Origin of the sequence: Pseudomonas sp. CAM1A (assembly GCF_047501685.1) — a bacterium.
In the GTDB taxonomy this organism is placed as follows: Bacteria; Pseudomonadota; Gammaproteobacteria; order Pseudomonadales; family Pseudomonadaceae; genus Aquipseudomonas.
Window position 1 is genome coordinate 198,300 of sequence record NZ_JBFNXP010000005.1, and the last position, 12,810, is coordinate 211,109.

Below are 12,810 nucleotides of genomic sequence, written 5' to 3' on the forward strand. Positions count from 1 at the left end.
GCGTGGCAACGGCCACATCGCACCGCGCATCACCCTCCGTGATGCCGTTGGCAGTGACAGGCCGGTCTCCGGGCTCGTGAGCGGGACATCCCCGGACGACGCGCCTTCCCGGATACCTGTACCCAGTGGCCCTGCGCCGTCTTCGACTCACCTACCGTTGCGGGGGCAGCGCCGGACTCGCGCCTGCTGGCGCCCACCGGCTTCCCAGTTTCACCCTGCCGAACCGCGGTTCGCCGGGCACCTGAAACACGCCGCGAAGGTTAGAGGGTTGCACCGGGAGCGTCAATCGAACGAGGGCCGATCTGGCCTGGATCAATGGCCGATCCGCCAGCTTGTGCCACACTCAAAGCAGTGATATCACATAGCCACTATCTGACTGACCTCGATCACAATGACAAGGAGCGCAGCATGCAAGGCCTGATCATCAACAACCCGAGCCTGGAGTTCCTGCGTCCCGCCCTGGAACGCTGGGTCGACTGCATCGACCGCTTCAACCAGTTTCAAGGTGACAACGAAGCGCCCTACTGGCACGGCGCCGCAGCCAACACCGGGATGCTCGCGGCTGCGGCCTGGCAGGCTGAGCTGGTTGCGCTGGAGCAGTACACCAGTAAAAAACAGCGCGACGAAGGCGAGCGCGAGGCCCGTGGCGACCTGGCCATCAGCAGCGCAGAGGAGTCGATCCACCTGCATACCCGTCAGCGCTGGCCGCGTATCGCCCGCCTCGACCTGGCGCCGACCCTGCAGGAAGCCGCCAGCCAGGCCAAGGCGATCGCCTACGCCAGCCAGCTCAAAGCCGGGGCGCTGTTCGTCACCCCGTGGAAGGCCGGTCAGCACGCCAGCCCCGAGGAACTGCAGGACCTGGTCGACGACCTGCAGAAACACACCGCCTGCGCGATCGCCTGGTACTTTCCCTATGCCTATCGCAAGCTGCACAACGAACTGGGGCAGTATTTCCCCGGCGTGGCGCTGCTGCTCAAGCAGGCCTGAGGGCGCACCACACTGCGTGGCTACGCTTCAGCGCCGGTCAATGCCGGCGGGAAGAACCGGTCCACCACCGCCTGGCTCCTGAAGCGCCCGCGGTAGGCCTCCAGGTTGAAAGGTTGGCCGGTCCGCAGGTCATACACGACCGCCGTGCCAGGCTCAGCCACCTGGGCCAGCTGTACATGAATGAAGCGATAGCCCTCCCCATACACCTGCTGCAACCCCTCTATCCGGAAGTAATGCCCCGGCAAGAACAGGGTTTCAGCTTCCATCGGAAAAACCGAGAATGGGCTGATCGGTGTGCCGCCTTGATACCGCTGCGCCGGCACCTCGAAGATCACCGAGCTGTCATCGAATGTGCGAATCATGCCATCGCCCTCTGCGCCACTGTCGGTCGATGCGAACTCGCCGGCTTTGTAGGGGTTCTCGGTGAAAGAACTCAGGTCGGTATTGACCAGGATATCGCCCACTCGCAAGCGGCCACTGCGATAGCCTTCGCCGCCCGTACCCCGTGCGGCGTTACCACCGCGATACAGCGTGACGGCATTGTTCTTGGGCGACGCCTTCAAGGTGTCGACAAGACGGGTGATGTAGTCGTCCATGTCCGGATGCGCATAGGTGCCATAGCGGAACACATCGTTGGCCTTTGATGCCTCATGGGTGTAATCCTCGATCAATACGTTGGAGAACTGCCTTCCCTGACGATAGGAATACACCGGCTTGCCCTCGTGCAGCACACAAGGCAGACCACGAGCATCCAGGTCGTACACCTGGCCAGGCGCAAGCTCGACAACGCCCGCGCCAACCCATACGTTCTTCTGCCGCACAATGGCCTTGGTCGAAAGCTTGGCGCTCTCCCAAAGATCTTCCCGGCAATAGGTATCCCAAAGCTGCGAACGAAGGCTCGGCAGCTCGGCTGCAACCGCAGGCGCACCACCGAGCAAGCGTGGCGGCTCCAGCAGCTCCCACTCACCCTGGTCACTCAGCCGTACCGGATGCAACGCAGTAAAAGCAAACGGGTTCTCCTGCGGCACAATCAGCCAGACGCAGAGTTCATGGCTGTAGCGCACCCGATAGTTCAAGCCATTGAGGGTAATCCAGCAACTACCATCATTGCCCAGGCGCACACCACGCAAACGGCCACTTTGCGCCAGCCTGCCGGCCACCAGCGCGTTGGCCTCCAGCCCTTCAACAGGCAAGGTGGCACTACGCACCCTGTGCCATTGCCCAAGCGACGCCCTGAACTCATGGGGCGGCGCTTCGTAAGCCAGTGAGCCGAAGCTTGAGGTGAAGCCGATATCCGCCATGTTCAACGCCGTGTACAAGCTGTCGAGCATGGCATCACGCAGCGCATTCTTACGTACCTGCTCGTCAACGGCATGAACCGCGGCGTCCACATCCAGCCCCACTTTGCCAACGCCAACCCCCAGCAGCGTCAGACTCATGGGCCACCCCAATGGCGCAAGGCCACCGAATACCTTGAGAAAAGCCGACAGGTAACCCCGCCACATCGCCTTGCGCAGGGCGGCATTGCTCTGGATGACTTCGGCAGTCTGGCGCATCTCGATCGAGACCTGGTCGACCAATACCTCGAACAACGCCTTGCCCGGCTCACGCTTGAACAGCGAGAGCGCCACGACGGCCATCTCATCGGAACGACTGTCGGCAATGCCTTGCAGATGAACCTTGATCAGCCGCCTGCCGGTGGCATCTCGCGGATTGGCGTGCGCCCCTTCGACAAATGCCTGCAGCGCCTCGGCGGATTGCAGATGCTGACGCAGCCAGCGCGCCATGGCCAGTTCGGAGCCGAACCCACGCACGGCCTCATGTGACCATGGCATATACAGGACGACCCGCCCATCCGCCGCTGTCAGCCGGTACAAGCTACCGCGGTCGGCTTCGCCAAAGGCATAGCGGCTGACAGTCAACGGCGGGTGGGTCGCGTCCTGCCGCAACAATGCCAGGGTCGGCAGGACGCCCGTCGTCAGGCCATCTGCTGCCACCGCGCGCAGGCGCTGCCAGTCAAGGTGGGTGATCAAGCCACTGTTCAGGGCCTTGCCGGCCTGCCCCAGCAGATTGACCTTGGCCATGACCCGGAAATGCTGACCATGGGTGGACCAGAAGCGGTTGATCGCAGCCCGATAGAGCTCGGCGAAATTTAGCGCCCACAGGTCCTTCTGTACCTCGCCCCCCAGCATGCGAATCTCATTACGCTCATCGAACTGGCCGACACGGGCCCCTTGCCTGTAGAAGCCACCGATCTGATCCAATTGATCGGGAGCATCCTGGAACTGCACATCGAAGCGCTCGATCACCAACTCGGCCAGCTGCATCGACTTGACCGGTGCCTGCGAATGCTTCCAGCCGTTGAAGGTAAGCGGGCTACTGCTGCCGCTCTCGAACTGATGCCACCAGACAAAGCGCGGGTCCATCGCCTTGCCGGTGTGCTTGACCAGAAGGCGAGCCGCCTCCCGATTCGCCAATACGTAGGGGTCTGGATATTCGCGGACGATCTGGTCCACCAGGGCCGCCAGCGGCCGCCCTGCGTCGAGTGTATCGAGGCTGCGCTCGACCCGTTCCTTGATGGTGTTCATGAACCGCTCCGAGGATGTCGTTATGGGACGGACATCCTGATCGGCGCAAAGCAGGGAGGAGCGGTAGAAGGATAGTGCGGGCAGCTCCGATCAAGGGGAGCGCCCGCCTGATCACGGGTTGTGCGCCAAGTGTCCCGGCGCCAGCACGCGCTTGGCCTGCAGGTAGGCGCGGGACCAGTAGTTGCTGGACAGGTAGTCCAGCCGCACGGTGCCGCCGGTGGATGGCGCATGCACGAAGCGGCCCTCGCCCACGTAGATCCCGGCATGGCTGACCTGCGAGCCGCCGCCGGTGGCGAAGAACACCAGGTCGCCCGACTGCAGGGCGTTGATGTCCACGTTCGGCGCGCGCATTACGATCATGTCGCGGGTGGTGCGCGGCAGGCTGATGCCGGCGGCGTCACGATAGACATAGCCGATCAGTCCGCTGCAGTCGAAGCCGGAGTCCGGGGTATTGCCGCCCCAGCGATAGGGCGTACCCACCAGGCCGATGGCGCGGAACAGCACATCGTCCGCGGCAGGCGAAGAGGCTGGCTGCTGGCTGAACGATACCGGGGGGGTGGTCGCCGGAGCAGGCGCCGGGGCACGGTTCGAACAGGCTGCGAGCAGTGCCGCGAGAGAAAGGAGTGCGAAGCGCGCCAACATCGCCATGATGGTAACGTCCTGTCGAAGACCGTCCGGCCGCAGCCGAAGCCAAAAGAGTTGAGAATTTAGATTAGACGCTTTCTGTAAACGCGCACGGCGGCGAGCTTTTCAGCTACGCCGCCGTGCGAGGTTACAGCATTTTGATATCAATTCAATTGCGCGAGATCGTGGTCGGTGCCATGGCGAGCGCGCGCTTTGCCTCGATGAAGGTCTTGCTCCAGTAGCGATCGCCCAGGCTGTCGATGCGCACCCCGCCGCTGCGGCGGCTGCTGGAGTGGATGAACTGGTTGTCGCCCAGGTAGATACCGGCGTGGCTGACGCGGCCGCGACCATTGGTGCTGAAGAACAGCAGGTCGCCTGGCTTGAGCTTGTTGCGGGCAACCTTGGGGGCGTCGACGTTGATCATCTCGCGGGTGGAACGCGGCAGGTTCATGCCGGCCTCTTCGCGGAACAGGTAGCCAATGAAACCGCTGCAGTCGAAGCCGGACTTCTCGGAGGTACCACCGAAGCGGTAGCGGGTACCGATCAGCGCCATGCCGCGTTCGAGAATGCTGTCGGCCAACACAGGCAACTGGTACGGCTTGCTGTTGCTGGAGAAGGCCTCGAGGTCATCTTCGCTGGCCAGCTCTTCCTCGGTGAATACGGAAGAGGCGGAAGACTTGGCCTTGACCGATTGCTCGGTGGCCATGCGTTGATCCTGTGAAGGCGCGACCGGGCCGGTGGAGGCACAGCCATAAAGAAGGGTAACAAGTGCAAGTGGCACGAGGGGTGCGAAGCGCTTCAGCATGGGCACGACCGTGTCTGTAGTCCTTTAGAAGGGGGAAACTATGCCCTCTATCGGACTCATTTGCAAATTTTATCGAAAAACATGTGACTTTTCCGATTTGGCGCTCTGGCACCGTGTTTTCAGCGCTACCAGCCGAGGGTTTCCTTGAGGAATGGGATAGTCAGCTTGCGCTGGGCCTGCAAGGAAGCCTGGTCGAGACGCTCGAGCAGGTCGAACAGCGCGCTCATGCTGCGCGTGCCACGGGTGAGGATGAAGTGGCCGACTTCGTCGGTCAGGTGCAGGCCGCGGCGTGAGGCACGCAGTTGCAGCGCGCGCAGTTTGTCTTCGTCGGACATCCCGCGCATCTGGAAGATCAGCGCCAGGGTCAGCCGCGACTTGAGGTCGGCCAGTTTGATCGGCAACTCCCGCGGCGAGCTGGAGGCTGCCAGCAGCAGGCGCCGGCCACTGTCGCGCAGGCGGTTGAACAAGTGAAACATCGCCTCTTCCCAGTCGGCCTTGCCCGCGATCACGTGCAGATCATCGATGCATACCAGCTCGTATTGTTCGAGATGGTCGAGCAGTTCGACACCACGCTCGAGCAACTGCGCCAGAGGTAGGTAGACGGCGGGCTCGCCCAGTTGCTGGAAGCGCTGGGTGGCGGCCTGCAACAGGTGGGTACGGCCCACGCCCTGCTTGCCCCACAGGTAGATGAGGCTCTCGGTCCAGCCGGCGTCGGCTTCGCAGAGCCGCTCGACATAGCCCAGTGCCGCGGCATTGGCGCCGGGGTAGTAGTTGATGAAGGTGGCGTCGTCGCGCAGACGCACACCCAGGGGCAACTGGATCGGTTTCATGCTCGCGGGCGGTCGCGGGGACCACAGGGGGCCTTTGATGAACAGTGTGCAAAGTCTATACCCGCAGCGCGGACGGCACAATCGGCGAGGGGAATAGCGTTAGCAAAATCAAGCAGTTGCACTATTTCACAGCATCGCGGGGCAAGCCCGCCCCCACGCCCCCCGAGTCTTTGACACGCGCAAGCGTGGGAGCGGGCTTGCCCCGCGATCGCTCATAGATCCGGGTCGACCTCCCCGGCGTACATGTCCGACTCCTTGTACAGGTCGTGAACATGGCGCAACAGCACCATGATCACCGCCGCCACCGGCAGCGCCAGCAGCACACCGGTAAAGCCGAACAGCTCGCCCCCCGCCAGGATCGCGAAGATCACCGCCACCGGATGCAGGCCGATGCGGTCGCCCACCAGCAGCGGCGTCAGCACCATGCCCTCCAGCGCCTGGCCGACCATGAACACCGCGACGATGCCGAGCATCGGATAGAACTCGCCGCCAAACTGGAACAACCCGGCCACCAGCGCCGCACCGATACCAATGATGAAGCCCATGTACGGCACGATCGCCGCCAGCCCCGCCAGCATGCCGATCAGCAGGCCCAGCTCCAGGCCCACCAGCATCAGGCCGCTGGAATAGATGACGCCCAATGCCAGCATCACCAGCAGTTGCCCGCGCACGAACGCTCCCAGCACCTCGTGGCATTCGCCGGCCAGCCCCACCACCTGCGGCTCGCGCTGGCGCGGCAGCAGGCTGCGCAGCTTGGCCATCATCAAGTCCCAATCGCGTAGCAGGTAGAAGCCCACCACCGGGATCAGCACCAGGTTGGCCAGCCAGCCGATCAGCGCCAGGCTCGAGGCGGTGGCCTGGGACAGCAGCACACCGACGATGTCGGTGGTCTGGCCCATGTGCTCGCCGATCGCGGACTTGATCTTGTCGAACTTCCAGAACCCGTCGGCCAGGCCCAGGCGGCTCTGCACCCAGGGCAATGCCACGTGCTGCAGCCAGTCGAGCATCTGCGGCGCCAGCTCGTACAGGCGCAGCAGCTGCTTGGCCAGCATCGGCACCAGCACCAGCAGCAGGGCCAGGAAGATCAACGTGAACAGGCTGAATACCACCACCACGCCCCAGGTGCGTGACAGCCCGAGCCGCTCCAGGCGATCGACCAGCGGGTCGGCCAGGTAGGCCAGCAGGATGCCCACCAGGAACGGTGAGAGGATGTTGTGCAGGAAGTACAGCAGCACGGCGATCACCAAGGCCACGCCCAGCCAGATCCAACGACGCATGTCAGTCATTCGCGCCACTCCTTACCAGCGAAAGCGCAGGCCGTCGAACGGCGTTGCGGCAGTGGTGGGCGGCGGCGTGCCGGTATCGCCCTGCGCGCTCGGCGCAGGCGTTGCGGCGGCGGGCTCGGCAGGCAGCTCCTGCAGCTTGGCCAAGCCCAGCTGGGCGCGCAGTTGCTCGCGATTGCCGCTGACCCGATAGGTCAAGGTACCGCCTTCTGCCATCTGCAAGCGGGCGCCATAAGGTTCCAGTACCCGGCTCAGCTCGGCATACCGCTGCAGGTTCATGCCCTGCACCTGTACCTGCAGGTCGCTGCTGGCGCCGGGCCGCGTGACATAACGCGGCGCCAGGCGGTTGCTCACCGCCAGCAGCACCGCATCGGCCAGGGCCACCTGGTCGCTGCCCTCGGCGTTGCCCTGTTCGCGCTGGTCGCCCAGCCACAACTGCCACTTGCCCTGCCACTTGCCATCGGCCTCATGGGCGTGCACTGCCAGCAAGGCATCGGCGCCATAGCGCTCGGACGCCTCGCGCAGCGGCGCGGGGTCGTTACCCTCGAGCAGCTTGGCATTGGCCACCAACTGCTCCTGCAGATCGGCCAATGGCAGGCGCAGTGGCAGGCCGCGATGCTGGGCGGCCCGACGCAATGGCTCGGCGGCGCTCTGGCCGTCGCCGACCAGGCTGCTGCCCTCGACACTGTCGTTCAGCCACCAGCCCAGGACCGACGGCCGGTTGCTGCCCCACAAGGCCAGCCCGGCCTGGCGCAGGGCGCGCTCGGTGCTGCCGGGATCGAACTCGACCAGCACCGATTCCGGTGGGCCTGCCTCGGTGCCGACCTGGTTGATGATCTGTTGCGGGTCCTTGCGCAGCGCGGCCAGTGCCGGGTTCTGCGCGGCCTTGGGGTCGCCGGTCAGGCGCAACACCAGGGTATCGAGCGCCTTGCTGGTCGCCTGGGCGCGGGCCTCGCTGCCCTGCCCTTCGACGGGCTCGCGAACCTGATACAGGCCCGAGACGGTTTCGGCCTGTGCGAGGGTGCCGGCCACAACGAGGCAGGCGCCAACAAGGAAATTGAGAAGACGCATTGAGGATTCCTGTCCAGATGACCTTGGGGCGACGCGCCCTTGCCTGTGGGCTGTGACCGCGCCTGGCCGGAAAATGCTCCGCCGTGCCGCACCTTTGCGCACGTCGCCATGCCTATACCTTATACAGGCGCCGACGCGGCAACCAGTCGCACAGGGTGAAACAGCGTTTTTTGCCCAGATTTCCCGCCTGCCCGTCGGCCTGAGGATGGCCGCCTTGGGGCAACCCTGATAAAATCGCGCGCCTTCGCAGACCAGTGACGTACAGGCAGCCGCCGTTTCTGAAAGTGGCCTTGGCCGTCCCGGTCGTTTTTCTGAATCCCTCCCTCCTAAAGGCCTGGATCAATGAGCAAGCAACCCTCCCTGAGCTACAAAGACGCCGGTGTAGACATCGACGCCGGCGAAGCACTGGTCGAACGCATCAAGGGCGTCGCCAAGCGCACCGCACGCCCTGAAGTCATGGGTGGCCTGGGCGGCTTCGGCGCCCTCTGCGAGATCCCGGCCGGCTACAAGCAGCCGGTGCTGGTCTCCGGCACCGACGGCGTCGGCACCAAGCTGCGCCTGGCGCTGAACCTGAACAAGCACGACAGCATCGGCCAGGACCTGGTCGCCATGTGCGTCAACGACCTGGTGGTGTGCGGCGCCGAGCCGCTGTTCTTCCTCGACTACTACGCCACCGGCAAGCTCAACGTCGACGTGGCCGCCACCGTGGTCACCGGCATCGGCGCCGGTTGCGAACTGGCCGGCTGCTCGCTGGTCGGTGGTGAAACCGCCGAGATGCCAGGCATGTACGAAGGCGAAGACTACGACCTGGCCGGTTTCTGCGTCGGTGTGGTGGAAAAGGCCGAGATCATCGACGGCTCGAAAGTGGTCACCGGCGACGCCCTGATCGCCCTGCCGTCCTCCGGCCCGCACTCCAACGGCTATTCGCTGATCCGCAAGATCCTCGAAGTCTCCGGCACCGACATCGACAACACCCAGCTCGACGGCAAGCCGCTGGCCGACCTGCTGATGGCGCCGACCCGCATCTACGTCAAGCCGCTGCTGCAGCTGATCAAACAGACCGGCGCGGTCAAGGCCATGGCCCACATCACCGGCGGCGGTCTGCTGGACAACATCCCGCGCGTGCTGCCAAAAGGTGCCCAGGCCGTGGTCGACGTGGCCAGCTGGCAGCGCCCGGTGTTGTTCGACTTCCTGCAGGAAAAAGGCAACGTCGACGAACATGAAATGCACCGCGTGCTGAACTGCGGCGTGGGCATGGTCATCTGCGTCGCTCAGGACCAGGTCGACAACGCCTTGAACGTGCTGCGCGCCGAAGGCGAGCAGCCGTGGGTCATCGGCCAGATCGCCGAGGCCGCCGAAGGCGCCGCTCAGGTCGAGCTGCAGAACCTCAAGGCACACTGATGCCGGGCAAGACCTGCAACGTCGTGGTACTGCTGTCGGGCTCCGGCAGCAACCTGCAAGCGCTGATCGACAGCAACAGCGCCAGTGACAGCCCGGCACGCATCCGCGCGGTGATCTCGAACCGCGCTGATGCCTACGGCCTGGAACGCGCCAAGGCAGCCGGCATCGACACCGCAGTGCTCGCGCACACCGGCTTCGACGGGCGCGAGGCCTTCGATGCGGCGCTGATGGCGCTGATCGACGGCTTCGCGCCCGACCTGGTGGTGCTGGCGGGTTTCATGCGCATCTTGAGTGGCGGCTTCGTGCGCCACTATCAAGGCCGCCTGCTCAACATCCATCCGTCACTGTTGCCCAAGTATAAAGGGCTGCACACCCACCAGCGTGCGCTGGAAGCCGGTGATGCCGAGCACGGCTGCAGCGTGCACTTCGTCACCGAGGAACTCGATGGCGGGCCTCTGGTCGTACAGGCTGTGGTGCCGGTGGCGGCGGATGACAGCGCGCAGACGCTTGCCCAGCGCGTGCACCTGCAGGAACACCAGATCTACCCGCTGGCGGTGCGCTGGTTCGCCGAAGGACGCTTGCGTCTGGGCGAGCACGGTGCATTACTGGATGGCCAGCCGCTGGCGGCCAGCGGTCACTTGATTCGATCCTAGGAGAATTTATGCGTCGCGCCCTGCTCTTGGCTCTCGCCGTGCTCGCCCTGCCCCTCCAGGCAGCTGATCTGAAGCCTTTCGCGGCCAGCTACACCGCCGACTGGAAACAGCTGCCCATGAGCGGCACCGCCGCGCGCAGCCTGGAAAAGAACACCAACGGTACCTGGAGCCTGAACTTCAAGGCCTCGATGATGATCGCCAGCCTGACCGAGCAAAGCACCCTCAAGTTCGAGAACGACACCCTGCTGCCGCAGCAGTATCACTTCGAACGTGGCGGCCTGGGCAAGGCGAAGAAGGTCGACCTGAACTTCGACTGGACTGGCAAGAAAATCACCGGCAGCGACCGTGGCGACGCCATCAACCTGCCACTCAACCGTGGCGTACTGGACAAGTCGTCCTACCAGCTGGCCCTGCAGCATGACGTGGCGGCCGGCAAGAAGAGCATGACCTACCAGGTGGTCGACGGTGACGAGATCGACACCTACGACTTCCGCGTGCTGGGCACCGAGAAAGTGGCCACCAAGACCGGCCAGGTCGACGCGATCAAGGTCGAGCGCGTGCGCGACCCGAGCCAGAGCAAGCGCATCACCGAGCTGTGGTTCGCCAAGGACTGGGACTACCTGCTGGTGCAACTGCGCCAGGTCGAGACCGATGGCAAGGAATACGTGATCGTGCTGCAGGATGGCACGGTGGACGGCAAGGCAGTCAAAGGCAACTGATAGCGCTGCCTGCAATACCCGAAGCCCCGCCCTGTGCGGGGCTTCTTTTTGGGCCACGCGATGGGGCCCATCATGAAACTTGTTTCATCGCTGTTTTATTTACTTAGCCTGCTAACAAACTCTATAAAGGGGGTGTGCGACATGCTGTCGCAGCCAACTGAAGCAGTGGAGTTTAACGATGACAGTCCAAGTAACCGAACGCGACGAATCGAAAATGTCCCACGAAGGCCTGGCCGCTGGTGTGCGGATCTGGGATGTGCATCAACAGGGCCAGCTGGTCGGCATGTTCCATGAGGAGCACCAGGCCCAGCAGTACCGCATGGAGCTGGAACACCTCGAGAACCAGCGACCGTCGCAATAACACCCTCTTCAAATGAATAACCCCGCCTAGGCGGGGTTTTTCGTGCTTACCACATCAGATCGTCAGGGATCTTGTAGGCTGCGTACGGGTCGTCCTCGTCCGCCTCCTCGACATGGGTGTTGAGCAGCAGGATACGATTGGGGTCGCGCTCCTGGATCTTCACCGCCGCCTCGCGTGGAATCACTTCGTAGCCACCGCCATGGGCGACGACTGCCAGCGCGCCGTTGCTCAGCTTGCTGCGCATCAGCGCGTTGACGGCGATGCGCTTGACCTTCTTGTCATCGACGAAGTTGTAGTAGTCCTCGGTAGTCAGCTTGGGCAGACGGGTCGCCTCGATCAATTGCTTGATCTGCGCGGCACGGGCCTTCTGCTCGGCCTTTTCCTGGACCTGGCGGTTCAGCTCCTGGTCTTTTCGGGCCTTCTCGGCCTGGGCTTCCTTGACCAGGCGCTGCTGGCTGTCGTCCACCTCGACCTGGCCTTTATGCTCCAGGCGTTTCTGTTTTTTCTCGGCCTTGTTGGTCTGAGAAACCTGTTTCTGGTTGACCAGACCGGCTTTGAGCAATTGGTCGCGAAGGGAAAGGCTCATTGAAGTTCACTCACTTATGCATCAGCTCAGCCGCAGCTGGGCAGGTTCTTTTCTTGACGCTTGGCCTCGCCCCACAGGGCGTCCAGCTCGTCGAGGGTACGATCTTGGATGTTCAGGCCCTGCTCGCGCAATGCCTGTTCGATGAATCGGAAGCGCCGCTCGAACTTGCGATTGGCGCGGCGCAAGGCGTTTTCCGGGTCGTGCTTGAGGTGCCGGGCCAGGTTGACGGTGGCGAACAGCAGGTCGCCCAGTTCGTCCTCCAGGGCGTCGCTGTCGCCGTCGGCCATGGCCTGCAGCACTTCGTCGAGCTCTTCACGGACCTTGTCCAGCACCGGCAACGCGTCTGGCCAGTCGAAGCCGACCGTGGCGGCGCGCTTCTGTAGCTTGGCCGCCCGTGACAGCGCAGGCAAGGCCGCCGGCACATCGTCGAGCAGCGAAAGCTGTTCAGGCTCGCTCTTCTCGGCGCGCTCCTCGGCCTTGATCTCTTCCCAGCGCGACTTGACCTGGGCCTCGTCCAGCATGGGAGTGTCCAGCGGCGCATAGAGCTCGCCGGTGGGGAATACATGGGGGTGGCGGCGGATCAGCTTGCGGGTGATCGCATCGACCACGCCGTCGAATTCGAAGCGCCCTTCTTCACGGGCCAGCTGGCTGTAGTAGACCACCTGGAACAGCAGGTCGCCCAACTCGCCCTGCAGGTGCTCGAAGTCGCCGCGCTCGATGGTGTCGGCCACTTCGTAGGCCTCTTCGATCGTGTGCGGGACGATGCTGGCGTAGTCCTGCTTGAGGTCCCAGGGGCAACCGTACTGCGGGTCGCGCAGGCGGGCCATCAGGTGCAGCAGGTCTTCAAGGGTGTAGGTCATGGGTTGTCCTTACCGGCCCCATCACGGGGCAAGTCGCATCGG

At 63.8% G+C, this 12,810-nt stretch carries 13 protein-coding genes and 1 riboswitch; of the genes, 5 read left to right on the top strand and 8 right to left on the bottom strand.

What is annotated here, in order from left to right:
• Positions 1 to 41: 41 nt before the first annotated feature.
• Positions 42 to 260, bottom strand: a riboswitch (cobalamin riboswitch).
• 148 nt (positions 261 to 408) lie between these two features.
• Positions 409 to 987 (top strand): hypothetical protein, encoded by a 579-nt coding sequence (locus ABZO33_RS15200; RefSeq protein WP_414536697.1) that lies wholly within the window; start codon positions 409 to 411, stop codon positions 985 to 987.
• Between the two features lie 20 nt (positions 988 to 1,007).
• Here ABZO33_RS15200 and ABZO33_RS15205 read toward each other — a convergent pair whose 3' ends face one another.
• The 6 genes from ABZO33_RS15205 to ABZO33_RS15230 all read right to left on the bottom strand — a co-directional run bounded on the left by ABZO33_RS15205 (position 1,008) and on the right by ABZO33_RS15230 (position 8,188).
• On the bottom strand, positions 1,008 to 3,575 hold the full coding sequence (locus ABZO33_RS15205; RefSeq protein WP_414536698.1) for a dermonecrotic toxin domain-containing protein: 2,568 nt from the start codon (positions 3,573 to 3,575) through the stop codon (positions 1,008 to 1,010).
• Positions 3,576 to 3,686: 111 nt separating this feature from the next.
• Positions 3,687 to 4,223 carry a C40 family peptidase gene (locus tag ABZO33_RS15210; RefSeq protein ID WP_414536699.1) on the bottom strand — a complete coding sequence of 179 codons (537 nt, stop codon included), beginning with the start codon at positions 4,221 to 4,223 and terminating at the stop codon, positions 3,687 to 3,689.
• Between the two features lie 145 nt (positions 4,224 to 4,368).
• The gene (locus ABZO33_RS15215; protein WP_414536700.1) at positions 4,369 to 5,004 is read right to left on the bottom strand and encodes a C40 family peptidase; all 636 of its coding nucleotides are present in this window, start codon (positions 5,002 to 5,004) and stop codon (positions 4,369 to 4,371) included.
• A gap of 125 nt (positions 5,005 to 5,129) precedes the next feature.
• On the bottom strand, positions 5,130 to 5,834 hold the full coding sequence (gene hda / locus ABZO33_RS15220; RefSeq protein WP_138219636.1) for a DnaA regulatory inactivator Hda: 705 nt from the start codon (positions 5,832 to 5,834) through the stop codon (positions 5,130 to 5,132).
• Between the two features lie 212 nt (positions 5,835 to 6,046).
• On the bottom strand, positions 6,047 to 7,120 hold the full coding sequence (locus tag ABZO33_RS15225; RefSeq protein ID WP_414536701.1) for an AI-2E family transporter: 1,074 nt from the start codon (positions 7,118 to 7,120) through the stop codon (positions 6,047 to 6,049).
• 12 nt (positions 7,121 to 7,132) lie between these two features.
• Entirely contained in the window at positions 7,133 to 8,188 is a 1,056-nt protein-coding gene (locus tag ABZO33_RS15230) for a DUF2066 domain-containing protein (RefSeq protein ID WP_414536702.1), read from the bottom strand.
• 342 nt (positions 8,189 to 8,530) lie between these two features.
• On the opposite strand from ABZO33_RS15230, the gene purM reads away from it, so the two are divergent.
• The 4 genes from purM to ABZO33_RS15250 all read left to right on the top strand — a co-directional run bounded on the left by purM (position 8,531) and on the right by ABZO33_RS15250 (position 11,322).
• Positions 8,531 to 9,589 (top strand): phosphoribosylformylglycinamidine cyclo-ligase, encoded by a 1,059-nt coding sequence (purM, locus tag ABZO33_RS15235; RefSeq protein ID WP_414536703.1) that lies wholly within the window; start codon positions 8,531 to 8,533, stop codon positions 9,587 to 9,589.
• A complete protein-coding gene (purN, locus tag ABZO33_RS15240) occupies positions 9,589 to 10,242 on the top strand; it encodes a phosphoribosylglycinamide formyltransferase (protein WP_414536704.1) in 654 nt (217 codons plus the stop codon). Before purM ends, purN begins: the two co-directional genes overlap by 1 nt.
• 8 nt (positions 10,243 to 10,250) lie before the next feature.
• Positions 10,251 to 10,961: a DUF3108 domain-containing protein gene (locus ABZO33_RS15245; protein ID WP_414536705.1), complete on the top strand. Its 711-nt coding sequence runs from the start codon at positions 10,251 to 10,253 to the stop codon at positions 10,959 to 10,961.
• Between the two features lie 178 nt (positions 10,962 to 11,139).
• Positions 11,140 to 11,322, top strand: a complete 183-nt coding sequence (locus ABZO33_RS15250) for a hypothetical protein (RefSeq protein WP_414536706.1) — start codon at positions 11,140 to 11,142, stop codon at positions 11,320 to 11,322.
• Positions 11,323 to 11,368: 46 nt separating this feature from the next.
• Here the strand turns inward: ABZO33_RS15250 and ABZO33_RS15255 are convergent, their stop codons facing one another.
• Complete coding sequence (locus ABZO33_RS15255; RefSeq protein WP_414536707.1) at positions 11,369 to 11,908, bottom strand: DUF2058 domain-containing protein; 540 nt, start codon at positions 11,906 to 11,908, stop codon at positions 11,369 to 11,371.
• A gap of 26 nt (positions 11,909 to 11,934) precedes the next feature.
• Entirely contained in the window at positions 11,935 to 12,768 is an 834-nt protein-coding gene (gene mazG / locus ABZO33_RS15260; RefSeq protein ID WP_414536708.1) for a nucleoside triphosphate pyrophosphohydrolase, read from the bottom strand.
• Positions 12,769 to 12,810 lie beyond the last annotated feature (42 nt).